Raw genomic sequence first — 1,258 nt, 5'->3', positions numbered from 1 at the left:
TTTAACCATTCTTTTTGACTAATATAAGCTTTTGTATCTTTAAAATATGATTTATTAACGGCCATCAAAACATGAAAATGCGGATTATAATCATCACGCTTTGAGTTATACGTTATCTCTAATTTTCTTACATAACCTTTAGTGATCGCATTTACTTTTTTGCGTTTAAACATCTTTTGAAAGGCATGATTATAATTCTTAATTTCACTTTCTAAATGCTCATCTGTAACGTTTGGTGTCGTAAGTGTCAAAAAGATAAATTGCTTATCTTCTTCTTGCTTAATATATTGCATCATTAACGATAATCCTAATGCATCTTTTCTTGCTTTACGCCACGCACATACCGGACAAAATCGATTCTTACAAGGATTCGATTTATATAATTTCTTTTTTTCAAATTTTTTATCCGTCACAAAAGACAAAAATGTATTACAATTTTTAACCAAATCCATTTGATTCTCCCCGATATGACGTTCAATAAAATTTTTAAATACTTGATTTCTTTGCTTTTTCTCAGTATACTTTTCCATACGATAATACACAAAAACAACTTAGTTTTCTCAAAAACTATGCATAAAAAAGTTGCTTTTTTCTCCTTTTCTATTTTTTTTGTTTGGATTAGACACCTAAAACGATACAATAGTATGCTAGAAAAATCAACTTTTTTTGTGCTTCAAACCAGTTATACCAATGAATTGAAAGGGTTATACATCGCCGGGAATAGTTACCCTTATTATCAAGACAAGAAGAAACTCGTTTTCAACTCGTTTCAAAAACCTTTCAAAAACCATCAATCCACAAAAATACCACGCGAATGACACTCAAAATACAAGACTACAATTAAAAAATACTTAGAATAAAATTAAATAAAATACGAAAATTAAAAGGAGTTAAAAATGCCTTATATTTATTTAATAATAGCCATAAGTACTGAAGTTATTGGAAGTGCATTTCTTAAATCTTCAGAAGGCTTTTCAAAATTTATACCATCCTTAGGAACAATAATTTCATTTGGAATTTGTTTCTATTTTTTAAGTAAAACAATGCAACACCTACCACTAAATATAACTTATGCAACTTGGGCGGGACTAGGTTTAGTCTTAACAACCGTAGTCTCAATAATTATTTTCAAAGAACAAATAAATCTAATAACTATAGTATCTATAGTTTTAATCATAGTCGGCGTAGTTTCGTTAAACATTTTCGGAACATCGCATTAATTGCTTTATTCCAATTGCTTTATTGACGTTGAGCCTCG

2 protein-coding genes are annotated in these 1,258 nt (G+C 28.9%); one reads left to right on the top strand and one right to left on the bottom strand.

Annotated elements, in window-relative coordinates; genetic code table 11:
• Window positions 1-530 (bottom strand): protein rep (locus HMPREF2937_RS03750; protein ID WP_180364614.1); only part of this gene is annotated, 530 nt, incomplete at its 3' end.
• A gap of 366 nt (window positions 531-896) precedes the next feature.
• Between HMPREF2937_RS03750 and qacC the strand changes: the two genes are divergently transcribed.
• The gene (gene qacC, locus HMPREF2937_RS03745) at window positions 897-1,220 is read left to right on the top strand and encodes a quaternary ammonium compound efflux SMR transporter QacC (protein ID WP_001146389.1); all 324 of its coding nucleotides are present in this window, start codon (window positions 897-899) and stop codon (window positions 1,218-1,220) included.
• The last annotated feature ends 38 nt before the right edge of the window (window positions 1,221-1,258 follow it).

Origin of the sequence: Staphylococcus sp. HMSC061G12 (assembly GCF_001838465.1) — a bacterium.
GTDB lineage: Bacteria > Bacillota > Bacilli > Staphylococcales > Staphylococcaceae > Staphylococcus > Staphylococcus simulans.
The sequence above is the reverse complement of the archived record's forward strand: the minus strand, read 5'-3'. Positions and strand labels throughout refer to the sequence as shown.

Excerpts from the sequence above, each read along its gene's own strand:
- qacC (WP_001146389.1), top strand. The coding sequence starts at position 897 with ATGCCTTATATTTATTTAATAATAGCCATAAGTACTGAAGTTATTGGA.